Source organism: Pseudomonas kielensis (genome assembly GCF_030505375.1).
GTDB lineage: Bacteria > Pseudomonadota > Gammaproteobacteria > Pseudomonadales > Pseudomonadaceae > Aquipseudomonas > Aquipseudomonas kielensis.
Window position 1 is genome coordinate 4,424,429 of the sequence record NZ_CP130043.1, and the last position, 12,766, is coordinate 4,437,194.

The following is a 12,766-nucleotide window of genomic DNA, read 5'->3' on the forward strand; positions in this document are numbered from 1 at the left end:
AACTCTGCGGTTTCTTCGTTACGTGTTGGTCAGGGGGGGGTCAGGCCTCCAGCAGGGGGTAGTCGTCGGCGTTCGGCAACTCGAAATGCCACCACTCGGTGGCGATGGCCTGGAAGCCGGCGCCGAGCATGATCCCCAGCAGCAGCAGGCGGTTGCGCTGCACGCTCGCTGGCAGGTCGGGGTAAAACTGGTGGGACTTTTCTTCCATCGCGTCGAAGGCCGTGCCCATGTCCAGCGGCGCGCCGTCGCTGTCCACCAGGGTCAGGTCGACGGCCACGCCACGGCTGTGGTGCGAGCCCAGGTGGGGATCACGCACGTAGTCGTTGTTGGGCAGGGCTTCCCATAACAGGTACTGGGCATACGGCGGGCGGTAGGCGTCATAGATGCGCAGGGTGTAACCGGCCAGGCGCGCCAGTTGGCTGGCCTTGTCCAGGCACTCGGCGGCGGCGCTGTGCAACAGGCAACGCGCCGTCGGGTAGATCACTTTTCCAGCCAGGTTGTCGGCACTGGCGTAGATCAGATCGATTTGCACCTGATAACGCTGGGCGTCAATTTCTACAAGGGGGCTGTGGCTCACGCAAACACTCCAGTTGGGATTCAGTGGGGCGGGGGTATCAGCCTTCGAACTGGCCGAAGGCTTTTTGCAGTTGACGGTTCCTGGCCAGGCGTTCGTCGAGGCGCTCGCCGTATTTTTCCGCGACCGCCGAAACCATCAGGTTCAACAGGCACGCCAGGGGCGCCGGGGAGTCCCAGAACTGCCCGACATCGGTTTTCAACTGCAACAGGTCAAGGGGGTAGTCACGGGCCCAGGGGCATTGCAGGTCGGTGATCAGCGCCAGGGGCAGGTCGTTGTCGATCGCCGCGTCGCAAAAGGTCTGGGTCACACTGGAGTACGCGCGAAAGTCGGCAATGATGGCGTACGGGTTGGCGAAGCCGGAGTTCAGGGTCTCGGCATAAATGCCCGACAGGCCATCGACGTAGTAGACCTTGGGGCGAATGTATTCCAGGTGACTGTGGAAGGCCGTGAGGATCCCGCGTGTGGACTGGATCCCGAGAATGAACACCGCATCGGCTTCGTAGATGCGCTGCACGATCTGGGCAAAGGTTTCACCGCGCGCCAGGGCGTAGACCATCTGGATCGCTTCGATCTCACGATGCTGGGAACGCTCCAGGGCGTCGTCGGCGTTGGCTTCGGCACGGAAGGCGGCAATCCGGTCGGTGATCAGCCAGGAAGTCGGTGCTTCGCCGCGCAGGCTCTGCTTGACCTCATCGATATTCTGGTAGCCCAGGGAACGCAAGAAACGCCCCACGGAAATTCCGGTGGTGGAGGTCTGCTGGGCGATGCTGTCGGCCGACTCGAAGGGCAATTGCTCCGGGTTGCCGAGCAGGTAACTGGCGATGCGCTTGCCGGTCGGGGTCAGGCTGGAGAACTTTTGTTCCAGCAACTGCAGAAAACTGTTCTTTTCCATGGACATAGGGGCGCGCCAGGTACGGGATTGTTATGTTTGTGTCATTTATTATGACCGTGTTATGAACATAACATCGGTTCTCGAGGGAACACAACGCCTTTTTGCGCCGTGTCCGCAATGACCCGGTTGGCTGGCTGGACGCTGTTGCGCCGCCTGTGGCATGGTCCAGCGCTCAGGTACGTCAGGCTTGTTCAGTAGTCGGGGTTGTCGTGATGGTTGCGGGTGAGTTGTGCGCTGCACAGATGTCGATGGCCACGTTCGAGGCATTTAATCGTTGCCTGCTCCAACTGTCCCGGGTGGCGCGGGAGCGGGGCGGTTCGCACTTCATTGCCGAAGGCCTGCAAGCCTTTCGCCAATTGGTGCCCTTTGCCTCGGGTTGGTGGGGCGAGATGTCGGCCTCCCATGCCAGCGCGCCGCCGCAAAGCTGGATGCACGGACGTATCGACCTGCCGGAGTCGTTTGTCGAGGAGTGGAGCCAGGTGGCGGAACTGGATTGCTTCGCCAATGACACCTTCACCCGATTGGGCCAGGTGATGCGCGACAGCGAGTTCACCGACCCCAACGAGCAAGTGAACGACTTCGCCCGCCGGCATGATCTCTATCACCTGATGAGCATCACCTTCGAGTTACCCGAAAGCGGCCTGTACTTTTTTGTCTGCCTGTACCGGGGCGTCGGCGATGCGACCTTCAATGAGTGCGAGGCTGGGTTGTTCCAGGCCTTCTGTGATCACTTGTTGCAGCTGTGGCGATTCCAGGTGCAGGACATGATCCGCCTCGACACCGGCAATGGCGCCAGCGATTTTGGCGTGGCGCGCATGGACGGCAGCCTGCTGTATGTGGGCGCGCAGTTGTGCGCCGCGATTGGCCGCGAAGTGCCGGGGTGGAACGGCTCGAACCTGCCGGCCCAGGTCATCGCCCAACTGGCCAAAGTCCCCTGTGTGATGCGCCTGGGCCGCTGCGCCCTGACCCTGAGCCCGAATGCCGAGCACGTGATCCTGTCCCTCGAAGCGCCACCGCGCGGGGTGGTCCTGGCCCCCCGCGAACGCACGGCGGCCATGCTGTTTGCCGCGGGCCACTCCTACAAGGAAATCGCCAGGATCCTGGCCTTGAGCCCCGCCACCGTTCGCACCTACCTGCGCAATTGCTACGTGCAGCTGGGGGTCAAGAGCAAGGTTGAACTGGGCTCGGCGTTGCGCTCCAACAGCTGACACGCAGCAAACTTGTGGGAGCGAGCTTGCTCGCGTGGCGGCCTCAGGGGTGTTGGATTAGGCGGAGTACATATCCATTTCTTCGGTAACGGCCTCCTATGGTTCCGCTTTTACAGCGGCTCACTTTTGAACAGCCGGAATGCCGGCCCAGGCAAAAGTAAGCAAAACGCTTTTTGCCCCACCACTCGGTGCCTCGCTTAGGCTCGGCATGCCCGTACTCCGACATTGATTTGGGCCAGCGTGGTTAACGGGGCGCCCAGGATCAAAAACAAAGCGAGGCGGCCTAAAAGCCGACCTGATCGCTAGGGCATGCGCGGTGTAGCTTCTACGTCCTAAGACGCTGACGAAGTCAGCCATCTTTTGATCTGGCTCTGGCTCTGGCTTTTGATCCTGGGGCGCCCCGTTAACCACGCTGGCCGAACGCAGGCTTGAAGCCGTGGGTAACCCGGCAGGACGCCGGGTTAGCCGCCCCGCGCCATGGATGGCGCGTGGCGGCGGCCCACGGATTCAAGCCGGAGTGAGGGAACACCGAGCCTAAGCGAGGTGCCGAGTGGTGGGGCAAGAGCCTTTTGCTTACTTTTGGGCTCCTCCAAAAGTGAGCCGCTGTAAAAGCGGAACCATAGGTGGCCGTTACCGCAAAAATGGATATGTACTCGGTCTAATCCAACATCCTGGTCGCACCACAGTTGTGTAGATACCTATGCCTATCGCGAGCAAGCCCGCTCCCACGGGTTGGGTCTGGGGTTGTCCTGTGTACCCCCCCCCCTCATTTGTAGAGGTCCGTTCTGCGCTGGTGTTCTATAGGGTGATGCCAGCCCGATAACAACAAGAGAGCGTCCCGATGCAACGATTGATTCCCAACCTGTTGGCCGCTGCGCTGGCCCTGACGGCGGTACCGGCAATGGCCGCGGCTGACCTGGTGCTGTTCAACGGCAAGGTGTTCACCGCAGAGCCCGGCCAGGCGCTGGCGCAGGCAGTGGCGGTGCAAGATGGCAAGATCCTGCAAGTGGGCAGCGACGCCGAGATCCAGGCCCTGGCCGACGCCAATACCCAACGCATCGACCTGGCGGGCAAGGTGCTGATGCCGGGGCTGATCGACACCCACAGCCACCCGGTGGTAGCGGCCTTCGACAGCATGGGTGCCAACCTGCAGGACGAGGTCAAGCCGCTGGCGGAGCTGGAACAATGGATCATCGAGCAGGACCAGGCCGGGCGTGCCCGGGCCGGCGACGTGATCAGCATTGCCGGGACCAGTTCGGCCTACTGGGACAAAGCCCGCGAAATGGGCCAGCGTTTCAATCAGGGTCGCTGGGCCGATCAGCCGCTGGTGTTCAGCGGTATCGACGGCCATACCGGCTGGGCCAACAACGCCATGCTCAAGCGCCTGAAGATCGATGCCGCGCTGGTCAAAGGCCTGTCGGAGCAGGACCGTAGTTTTGTCGGGCATGAGGCGGACTTCACCCCCAACGGCTATTTCGCCGAATCGCGCTGGGACAAAATCCGCAACGAAATCCCTGCACCGAGCCAGGAGACCATGCTCAAGGCCGCCCGCGAGGCGGTCAAAATCAACAACCAGTATGGCGTCACTGCCTGGATGGACGCCGCGGCGAATGCGGGGAGCGACGATTCGCTGTTCGACTTCAAGGCAACGGCCGACAGTACCGGGGTCCTGCCGTTGTACCGCGCGCTGGCTGAAAAGGGCGAACTCAGTGCCCACGTCGCGGCCTTGATGCTGACCAATCCGAAGAGCCGTCCCCAGGACCTGGAAGTCCTGGCCACGGTGATGAAACAGTTCGAGGGTGTACCCAACCTGACGTTCCCCGGGATCAAGGTGTTTGCCGATGGCATTCTCGAGTTTCCCGGGCAGACGGCGGCCGTCATCGTGCCCTTCAAGAACAGCCATAAAAATGGCCAGTTGCTGATCGACCCGGAGCATTTCGGTGAACTGGTGGTGGCGGCGGAAAAGCGCGGCTGGATCCTGCACATGCATGCGGTCGGTGACCGTGCGGTGCGTGAAGCCCTGAATGGCGTGGCCTACGCGCGCAAACTCAGCCCGACGCCGGTGCCCCATAGCATCGCGCACCTGCAACTGGTCAACCCCAAGGAGTTCCCGCGCTTCAAGCAACTGGGGGTGATCGCCTCGATGCAACTGCTGTGGGCCACTGGCGAGTCGTACACGGTGGAACTGGTCAAGCCTTACATCAGTGCGTTTGCCTACGGTTACCAGTATCCCGCCCGCTCGCTGCATAACGCCGGCGCGGTGATTGCCGGTGGCAGTGACTGGCCGGTGTCCAGCCCCAATCCGTTCAACGCCATCGCCCAGGCCAGTACCCGAAAAGGCCCGCTGGGGGTGTTGAATGCCAAGGAGAGCCTCGATCGCCAGAGCATGTTCTACGCCTATACCCTCAACGCCGCCAAGACTCTGCGTCTGGAGCAACAGATCGGCTCGCTGGCGCCGGGCAAGCAGGCCGACCTGATCATTCTCGACCGCGATGTGTTCAAGGTCTCTGACGACGAGTTGTTCGACACCCGGGTCCTGAAGACCTTTTTCGCCGGCAAGCAGGTCTACGCCCCCGCGTCCTGACCCGCGTCATCCCTCCACCCAGCGATCCCGCAAACCGCCGGGCGCCTTGCAGCACAAGGCGCCGGCAACGCCGTGCCTGCAATAACCCGCACACTCATAACAACAAGGGTTTTCCATGAACGCACTCTCACGCTTTGCCCTGGCCAGCCTGGTCCTGTTGCCCATCACCAGCCAGGCGTTGCCCCTCAACGATGACTTCAGCCTGGACATGAGCCTGACCGCTGTCAGCGACTACCGCAGCCGTGGTATCTCCCAGACCCTTGGCGACCCGGCGCTGCAGTTCGGCGCCACGCTGCAGCACAGCAGCGGCCTGTACCTGGGCGCCTGGACCTCGAATGTGGACTTTGGTTATGACTACAAGACCCGCCAGGAAGTGGAGTACTACGCCGGTTACTTCTGGCAGGCCAGCGATGCCATCAGCCTGGACCTGGGCTACGTCAAGTACGACTACCCGAAGGAGGGCCAATTCAACCTCAGTGAGGTCTACGCCATCCTTGACCTGTATGGGGTCAAGGTGGGGGCCTATTACTCCAACGACACGCCCAATGTGTTTGGCGAAGACCAGGACACCCTGTATGCCTACCTGGGCTACACCCTGGTGTTGCCGGCCGAGCTGAGCCTGGACCTGCGCCTGGGGCGCAACGACACCAAGGATGAAGCTTTCCTGGCCACCAACGGCAACGGGCGCTCGGCCTACAACGAATGGGAGGCCAAGCTCAGCCGGGAGTTCGTCGGCGTGACCTGGGGCCTGAGCTATGTCGACACCAGCCTGAAAAAAAGCGAGTGTGCCAGTTGGTATGGCTATGACGACCTGTGCACGGCCACCGTCGTGGTCAGTGCCAGCAAGGCGTTCTGAGTCGACGCCGCAATAACAACAACAGTGTCCGTTCCTTCAAGGAAAAGCCGTTCATGACCCAGGTCATCGAGAGTTCCAAGCGCAATCCACTGATCGAGATCCGCTCGATCGACTACATCCCCGAATCCGAACGCCATGGCAGCCTCTACAGCCAGTTCACCCTGTGGCTGGGGGCTAACCTGCAGATTACCGCGATTGTCACCGGGGCCCTGGCGGTGGTGCTGGGTGGCGACGTCTTCTGGTCGCTGATCGGCCTGTTGCTCGGCCAGGTGCTGGGCGGGGCGGTGGTTGCCCTGCATGCGGCGCAAGGGCCGAAGCTGGGCCTGCCGCAGATGATCTCCAGCCGGGTGCAGTTCGGGGTCTATGGCGCGGCCATCCCGATTGTCCTGGTGTGCCTGATGTACCTGGGGTTCAGCGCCACGGGCGCGGTGCTGTCGGGGCAGGCGATTGCCCAGTTGATCCATGTGAGCGACAGCGCCGGGATCCTGATCTTTGCCGCGTGCATCGCCTTTCTGACGATCCTCGGCTATCGGGTGATCCACCTGGTGGGCAAGGTGGCGAGTGTGCTGGGGATCATTGCCTTTGTGTACCTGTTCACCCGGCTGCTGACCCTCAATGACATCGGCCTGCTCCTGGAGAACCGCCACTTTGCCTGGGGCACTTTTCTGTTGGCGGTGTCGCTGTCGGCCTCCTGGCAGATCGCCTTTGGTCCCTACGTGGCGGACTATTCGCGCTACCTGCCGAGCAACACCTCGTCCTGGAAAACCTTCACCGCCGTCGGCCTGGGAACCGTGCTCGGCGCCCAGGCGTCGATGGTCCTGGGGGTGTTCGCCGTGGCGTTGGCGGGGGGCGGTTTTCGTGGGCACGAGGTGGCGACCATCGTCGGCCTGGGCAGTACCGGCGTGATCGCCTCCTTGCTGTATTTGAGCGTGGTGCTCGGCAAGGTCACCGTCTCGACCCTCAACGCCTACGGCAGCTTCATGTGCGTGGCCACCATCATCAGTGGTTTTCGCAGTGGCCTGCAGCTGACGGCCCGGCACCGCATGGTGTTCGTGCTGTTGATTGTCGCGGCGTCCACCACGCTGGCGCTGCTGGGGCAGTACTCGTTCCTCAACGCGTTCAAGTATTTCATCCTGTTCCTGCTGACCTTCTTCACCCCCTGGAGCGCGATCAACCTGGTGGATTACTACTTCATCAACAAGGAGCGCTACGACATCCCGGCCCTGTCCGACCCCGCAGGCCGCTACGGGCGCTGGAACGTGCTGGGCATCAGCGTCTACGTGATTGGCGTGTTGATCCAGTTGCCGTTTGTCGACACTCACTACTATTCCGGGCCGATGGTCGCGCAGTTGGGTGGGGTGGACATTTCCTGGATCGTCGGGCTGCTGGTGCCGGGCATCCTTTACTACCTGCTGGCCAGGTCGACGGCCCTGGCGGTAGTGCCGCAGCGGCCGGTGGTTTAGGAGAGTAACCGTGGGTGATCTACACTGGATTGACTGCACCGAGCCGGTGCAACGGCCTGTGGGAGTTCATCATGAGAAGGTTGTCATCCATTAGCCTGTGCGCTGCCTTGTCGATTGCCTGCACCCAGGGATGGGCGGAAACGGTGGTGCCGACAAAAGGCCAAAGCGCGCAGCAAACCCAGCTCGATATCAGTGAATGCCATAACGTGGCGGCCAGCCAGAGCGCGAGCACCAACTCGACGTCCGGGGGGCGCCTGCGCGGCGCCGCCGTGGGGGCCGCGGCCGGTGCGACGGGGGCCGCGGTGCGCGGCAATCAGCACGACGAGATCTACGACCGGGTCGACGACGATGTGAAGCAGGACTATCGTCAAGACCGCGCCAAGCAGACCGCAGCGGCGGGCGTGGTAGTGGGGGGCTCGCGGCAACGGCAGGAGCGCCGGGAGCAGGAAAAGACCAGCGCTTCGACCAGTTCCACCGCCTATACCAGTTGCCTGCAGGGCAAGGGGTATCAGGTCACGCCTTGATGGTTGTCATCGCGCATTCATCCACATCCTTGGGGGTTCATGAAGCCCCCGAGGATGTCACTCATCCCCCTGTCGGGTGGTCAGCGGCCAGGAGACAGGCCCACCAAAAAAACGCTTGCCCCAGGCGTTCGGCCCCTCGCTACGGTATCCATCCGGGGGCATCGCCTCCGGTTTGCTTCGCTGCACCTTCGCTCAGCCTACCGGCCGGCCTGCTTGTCCTGGCTGGATTTTTTCTTTGGGTTGTCATTGTGGGTGTACGCGAGATCTGTTGGCAGGCAAAAACACTGTGGGAGCGAGCTTGCTCGCGATGAGGCCGGCCCATTCAACATCGATGGCGCCTGATCCACTGCCATCGCGAGCAGACTCGCTCCCACGGTGACTTGCCCGGCTTAACTTCCCGTTGTTTTGTTCAGCGCCGCTTCGGCCTCAGCGATTTGCGCCTGGCGTTTGCTGATCATGTCGCCGATCGGTGGGCCCTGGAAGCGTCGGGCTTCGAAGCCGAACCAGACGATGGCGGTGAGGATCAGGAAGCCGATGGTGATGTACAGCGCCCAATCGTTCGGTGGCTGGATGCCGATGATGAAGATCACCGCCATCGAGATGATCGACGCAATGGCAAACAGCGAGTACCAGCCGTGCCCCATGTTCCAGGGGCCCATGGTCGGCCACTTCGCGGTGCCGTAGGTAAACAGGCCGAGCACGATCGGGATGATGAAGGAGAAGAACAGGAAGATCACCGTGCAGGAGACCACGATGGTGTAGACCGGGGTGGCGCCGATCGAGATCACCGACGAGCCCCAGTCGAACAGCACCGCCAGGGTGGCGCCGGTCCAGATCGCGGCGACCGGGCTGCGAAAGGTCGGCGAGACAGCGGCCAGGGTTCTCGAGAAGGGCAGGCCGCCATCCCGGGAGAAGGCGAAGATCATGCGTGACACCGAGGTCACGGTGGCCAGCCCGCAGAGCACCTGGGAAATGAAAATCGCCACGTACAGCGCGAGTTTGACGTTGGGATTGACCTGGGTGTCCATGGCCCAGAAAAACACGTTCCAACCCTGTTTCGCCGCTTCGTCCAGGCTCGGCAACAGCAGCACGAACGAGCACAACATGACCCAGCCGAACAACAACGACCAGACCACCGACATCACCATGCCCCGGGGCACCGACATGGCCGCGTTGCGGGTCTCTTCGGAGGTGTGCGCGGAGGCGTCGTAGCCGGTGATGGTGTAGATCGGCAAGAGCAGGCCGAGCATGAAGATCCAGGTATTCGACACTTCAGGCCAGACGCTGCCGCCGGCCGCCCCGGAATAGTTGCCGAAGGTCCACAGCCGGGCGAATTCATAGCTGGGCGCCGAGACCAGGCAGACGATGGTCAGCGCCAGGGCGGTGGTGAAGATCAGGTAGCCGGAAAAGTCGGTGAGCCGTGCCGTCAGACCGATGCCCAGGTGGTTGCACAGGGCCTGGAGGCCGGTGAGGACCGCCAGGAAAATCACCCTGACTGTGGTGGTGTCCTCCATGCCGAGCGCGGGTCCAAAGGCGCCGAAAAAGAAGTAGTAGGTGCCGACGTTGATGGCGCCGAGCACGGTCACCAGCCCCAGTAGATTGAACCAGGCGGTCAGCCAGCCGGTGAAGCGGTTGCCCAGGATCGAGCCCCAGTGATACAGCCCGCCTGCGGTGGGGTAGGCCGAGGAAATCTGCGCCATGGCCAGGGCGAACACCCCGGAGATCAGGCAGCCAATCGGCCAGCCGATGCCAATCGCCGCACCGCCCGCTCCCGAGGTGCCCTGGGCCAGGGAGTTGATGCCGCCGGAGAGGATGCAGATGATCGAAAAGGAAATCGCGAAGTTGGAGAACACCCCCATTCGTCGCGAGAGCTGCTGGGCGTAGCCCATGCTGTGCAGCATCTTGACGTCGTCGTCATGGGGGGTGCTGGTGTCGGACTGGCTGGCGGGTTTCATGTCGGTGCCCCTTCAGGTTTTGATACGCGTCCACCCGCGCTGACAGCACCGGATGGCATGGCTTTCAACCCCTTGTCGTACTGCTCCTGTGACTGCTGGGTAAACCCTGTCCCGGCCCGCGCTCGGGTCAGGGCCAGGTGATTGCTCTAGAGGCGGCCGTGGTAGGCCGCGGCGAATATCTGCGCCGCACCCTCGCGGGTCAGGGGCAGCGGATTGCCCCCCGCGCAGGGGTCGACCACGGCCATGTCGGCGATCAGGTCGGCCTGGCGATCGTCCACCCCCAGTTCGACCAGGGTATGGGGCACATCGATGTCCTTGCGCAACTTGAGGACGAACGTCAGGAAGCTGTCGAACCCGGGGGAGGGCAGGCCCAGGTAGGCGGCCAGGCGGGTGATGCGTTCCTCGATGGCCGGGCGGTTGAACGCCAGGACATAGGGCATGAACGTGGCGTTGGTCATGCCGTGGTGGGTGTCGTACAGCGCTCCCACCGGGTGCGACAGCGCGTGCATGCCGCCCAGGCCTTTCTGGAAGGCGGTGGCGCCCATGGCGGCGGCCGCGAGCATGTTGGCCCGCGCTTCGAGGTCCGCCGGGGTGCGCACAGCGCGGACCAGGGCCCCGGCCACCAGGCGCATGCCTTCTACCGCAATGCCGTCGGCCATGGGGTGGAAGCCAGGGGCGCAGTAGGCTTCCAGGCAGTGGGCAAACGCATCCATGCCGGTACCGGCGGTGACCTTGGCCGGCATGCCGACACTCAGGGCCGGGTCGCTGATGACCACCCGTGGCATCATTTTCGGGTGGAAAATGATGCGCTTGGTGTGGCTGCGTTCATCGATGATCACCGCCGCCCGGCCGACTTCCGAACCGGTCCCGGCGGTGGTGGGCACGGCAATGATCGGGGCGATGCGGCTGGCGTCGGCGCGGGTCCAGTAGTCGCCGATGTCTTCGAAATCCCAGACCGGCCGGCTCTGGCCACTCATGAAGGCGATGAGCTTGCCCATGTCCAGGCCACTGCCGCCGCCGAAGGCGATCACCCCATCGTGCTGGCCGGTGCGCCAGGCCTGCAACCCACCGGCCAGATTGGCTTCCACCGGGTTGGGCTTGAGGTCGCTGAACAGCGCCACGCCGAGGCCCGCCGCGCGCAAGGCGTCGAGCGCTGCGAGCGTAATCGGCGCCCGGGCCAGGCCGCTGTCGGTGACCAGCAATGGGCGCTGGATGCCCTGGCTGCGGCAGACGTCGGCCAGCTCGGCGATGCGCCCGACACCGAAGCGTACGCTGGTGGGGTAGTTCCAGTTTCCCGTCAGGCTCATGGTTCAGATCTCGTGGCGCAGATGAAAGGATTTGGCGCGGGTCAGGTGCTCATAGCCCAGGCTCGACAGGGTGACGCCGCGCCCGCTGTCTTTGACCCCGGTCCAGGCCAGGGCCGGGTCCAGGTAATCGCAGCGGTTCATGAACAGGGTGCCGGTGTCGATCGCGTGGCCCAACTGTTCGGCAGCGGCCAGGTCCTGGGTCCAGATCGAGGCGCTGAGGCCGAACGGGCTGTCGTTGATCAGGGCGATGGCCTCGTCGTCGCTGCAGACCGGCATGATGCCGACCACCGGGCCAAAACTTTCGTCGCGCATCACCGCCATTCGATGGCTGACGTCCACCAGGACCTGGGGCGCGAGGTAAGCGCTGCCTGGCACGTCGGCGGGGAAATCCTCGGGGTTGATCAAGGCCCGGCCACCCTGGGCCAGGGCCTGGGCGATTTGCCCGCGGACAAAATCCGCGGCCTGTGGCGTGACCATCGGGCCCAGCGTGGTGGCGGGGTCCAGCGGGTTGCCCAGCACGTACTGGCGGGTCAGGGCGACAAACCGTTCGACAAAGGCGGGGTAGAGGCTGGCAGCGACAAAGATGCGCTCGACGGCGCAGCAGCTTTGCCCGGAGTTGAAGAAGCTGCCGTCCACCAGGTTCTCCACCGCGTGGTCGAGGTTGGCGTCCGCGCGCACGTAGGCCGGGTCCTTGCCGCCGAGCTCCAGGCCGACGCCGATGAAGGTATCGACGGCCGCCCGCTGCATGTCCTTGCCGCCGCCCACGGAACCGGTGAAGTTGACCTGTTGCACCCGGCCGCCAGCAATCATCTGCGCGGTATCCAGGTGGCTGAGCAGCAGGTTGTGGAACAGCCCTTCGGGCAGATTGGCGCGGCGAAAGGCCTCGGCAAAACGCTCGCCCACCAGCAGGGTCTGCGAGGCGTGCTTGAGGATCACGCTGTTGCCCGCCATCAGCGCCGGAATAATGCTGTTTACGGCGGTGAGGTAGGGGTAGTTCCAGGGCGCGACCACCAGCACCGTACCCAGTGGCTCGCGACTGATCCAGCGGCGAAACCCGGCGATTGGTTCAGGCTCGACCGCCGCCAATGCCTGCGGCGCCAGCGCGATCATGTGCCGGGCCCGTTCGGCAAAGCCGCGCAGCTCACCCGCGCCAAAACGTACCGGGCGGCCCATCTGCCAGGCCAGCTCCGGGACGATCTCGGCCTGCATCGCCAGCATCGCGTCGACGGCGGCGCTGCACAGCGCCGCACGTTCATCCAGCGGACGGCGCTTCCACAGTGCCTGGGCGCTGGCGGCGCTGGCCAGGGCCTGTTCGATCTGCCCGGCATCGGCGCGCTGGCGCTCGGCGTAGACCTGGCCATCGACCGGGGAAATCAGCTGGATAGTGGAAGTCATGGCGG

Annotated in this window: 10 protein-coding genes; 5 read left to right on the top strand and 5 right to left on the bottom strand. The window is 63.5% G+C overall.

Going from position 1 to position 12,766, the window contains the following annotated elements:
* Nucleotides 1-40: 40 nt before the first annotated feature.
* Both ddpX and Q1W70_RS20690 read right to left on the bottom strand, forming a co-directional pair.
* Nucleotides 41-577, bottom strand: coding sequence for a D-alanyl-D-alanine dipeptidase (ddpX, locus tag Q1W70_RS20685; protein ID WP_166589006.1), 537 nt, complete (start codon nt 575-577; stop codon nt 41-43).
* Between the two features lie 37 nt (nt 578-614).
* On the bottom strand, nt 615-1,475 hold the full coding sequence (locus Q1W70_RS20690; RefSeq protein WP_166589005.1) for a MurR/RpiR family transcriptional regulator: 861 nt from the start codon (nt 1,473-1,475) through the stop codon (nt 615-617).
* Between the two features lie 242 nt (nt 1,476-1,717).
* On the opposite strand from Q1W70_RS20690, the gene Q1W70_RS20695 reads away from it, so the two are divergent.
* The 5 genes from Q1W70_RS20695 to Q1W70_RS20715 all read left to right on the top strand — a co-directional run bounded on the left by Q1W70_RS20695 (nt 1,718) and on the right by Q1W70_RS20715 (nt 8,104).
* Nucleotides 1,718-2,677, top strand: coding sequence for a helix-turn-helix transcriptional regulator (locus tag Q1W70_RS20695; RefSeq protein WP_166589166.1), 960 nt, complete (start codon nt 1,718-1,720; stop codon nt 2,675-2,677).
* Nucleotides 2,678-3,518: 841 nt separating this feature from the next.
* A complete protein-coding gene (locus Q1W70_RS20700) occupies nt 3,519-5,261 on the top strand; it encodes an amidohydrolase (RefSeq protein ID WP_166589004.1) in 1,743 nt (580 codons plus the stop codon).
* 115 nt (nt 5,262-5,376) lie between these two features.
* Complete coding sequence (locus Q1W70_RS20705; RefSeq protein WP_166589003.1) at nt 5,377-6,117, top strand: TorF family putative porin; 741 nt, start codon at nt 5,377-5,379, stop codon at nt 6,115-6,117.
* 53 nt (nt 6,118-6,170) lie between these two features.
* Nucleotides 6,171-7,580 (top strand): purine-cytosine permease family protein, encoded by a 1,410-nt coding sequence (locus tag Q1W70_RS20710; protein ID WP_302097833.1) that lies wholly within the window; start codon nt 6,171-6,173, stop codon nt 7,578-7,580.
* Nucleotides 7,581-7,651: 71 nt separating this feature from the next.
* Entirely contained in the window at nt 7,652-8,104 is a 453-nt protein-coding gene (locus Q1W70_RS20715) for a YMGG-like glycine zipper-containing protein (protein WP_166589001.1), read from the top strand.
* A gap of 389 nt (nt 8,105-8,493) precedes the next feature.
* Here Q1W70_RS20715 and Q1W70_RS20720 read toward each other — a convergent pair whose 3' ends face one another.
* From Q1W70_RS20720 to Q1W70_RS20730, 3 genes are all read right to left on the bottom strand, one after another.
* Nucleotides 8,494-10,059, bottom strand: a complete 1,566-nt coding sequence (locus Q1W70_RS20720; protein WP_302097834.1) for an amino acid permease — start codon at nt 10,057-10,059, stop codon at nt 8,494-8,496.
* A gap of 146 nt (nt 10,060-10,205) precedes the next feature.
* Nucleotides 10,206-11,366, bottom strand: coding sequence for an iron-containing alcohol dehydrogenase (locus tag Q1W70_RS20725; RefSeq protein WP_302097835.1), 1,161 nt, complete (start codon nt 11,364-11,366; stop codon nt 10,206-10,208).
* 3 nt (nt 11,367-11,369) lie between these two features.
* Nucleotides 11,370-12,761: an aldehyde dehydrogenase family protein gene (locus tag Q1W70_RS20730; RefSeq protein WP_302097836.1), complete on the bottom strand. Its 1,392-nt coding sequence runs from the start codon at nt 12,759-12,761 to the stop codon at nt 11,370-11,372.
* Nucleotides 12,762-12,766 lie beyond the last annotated feature (5 nt).

Coding starts and splice junctions, on each gene's coding strand:
- Q1W70_RS20690 (WP_166589005.1), bottom strand. CDS start 1,475: ATGTCCATGGAAAAGAACAGTTTTCTGCAGTTGCTGGAACAAAAGTTC.
- Q1W70_RS20695 (WP_166589166.1), top strand. CDS start 1,718: ATGGCCACGTTCGAGGCATTTAATCGTTGCCTGCTCCAACTGTCCCGG.
- Q1W70_RS20700 (WP_166589004.1), top strand. CDS start 3,519: ATGCAACGATTGATTCCCAACCTGTTGGCCGCTGCGCTGGCCCTGACG.
- Q1W70_RS20705 (WP_166589003.1), top strand. CDS start 5,377: ATGAACGCACTCTCACGCTTTGCCCTGGCCAGCCTGGTCCTGTTGCCC.
- Q1W70_RS20710 (WP_302097833.1), top strand. CDS start 6,171: ATGACCCAGGTCATCGAGAGTTCCAAGCGCAATCCACTGATCGAGATC.
- Q1W70_RS20715 (WP_166589001.1), top strand. CDS start 7,652: ATGAGAAGGTTGTCATCCATTAGCCTGTGCGCTGCCTTGTCGATTGCC.
- Q1W70_RS20720 (WP_302097834.1), bottom strand. CDS start 10,059: ATGAAACCCGCCAGCCAGTCCGACACCAGCACCCCCCATGACGACGAC.
- Q1W70_RS20725 (WP_302097835.1), bottom strand. CDS start 11,366: ATGAGCCTGACGGGAAACTGGAACTACCCCACCAGCGTACGCTTCGGT.
- Q1W70_RS20730 (WP_302097836.1), bottom strand. CDS start 12,761: ATGACTTCCACTATCCAGCTGATTTCCCCGGTCGATGGCCAGGTCTAC.